Source organism: Lysinibacillus zambalensis, assembly GCF_040183165.1.
Taxonomy (GTDB): Bacteria; Bacillota; Bacilli; order Bacillales_A; family Planococcaceae; genus Lysinibacillus; species Lysinibacillus zambalensis.
Genome location: NZ_JBEGDG010000070.1, coordinates 1 through 536 on the forward strand (window position 1 = coordinate 1; position 536 = coordinate 536).

Annotated in this window: 1 protein-coding gene; it reads left to right on the plus strand. The window is 37.1% G+C overall.

The window, feature by feature from the left end:
* A partial coding sequence (locus ABNX05_RS26085) for a transposase (RefSeq protein ID WP_349662343.1) occupies window positions 1-365 on the plus strand: 365 nt, incomplete at its 5' end.
* Window positions 366-536 lie beyond the last annotated feature (171 nt).

Sequence of the window (536 nt, forward strand, 5' to 3'; positions counted from 1 at the left end):
GATTAATTGGAGAGATTGGTGACATCCGCCGCTTTCAAAATGCGAAACAACTGAACGCTTACACAGGCATTGATATTATGCGGTACCAGTCTGGGAATACGCAATATCGAGACAGGATTAATAAACGAGGGAACAAACATTTACGGAAGATTTTATATTTTATGGTGTGCGCCATGCTTATGGCTAAAGGAAAACCGAATCATTTTGTGGACTATTACTACAAATTAAAAAAGCAACCTCAGAGGAAGCCTCATAAGGTTGCGATCATCGCCTGCATCAATAAGTTTCTGAAAGTGACATTTCAGTTACTGACGCGTGGCATTCTTTACGATTATGAGTCCGCACTACCAGCTCAGAAATCGTAATCACCTACATAGAACTATAGCATAATGACCTTTCGAAAAAAATAAAAATCGTCAGGTCTTTTTGGTGTTTCTAAAAATGAGTGTTAGTGGTGAGGGATATCCCTCACCACTAACACTCATAAAAATATAAATTAAATTATTCTTTAAATAAGGTTGACTAATCGTAAGAAA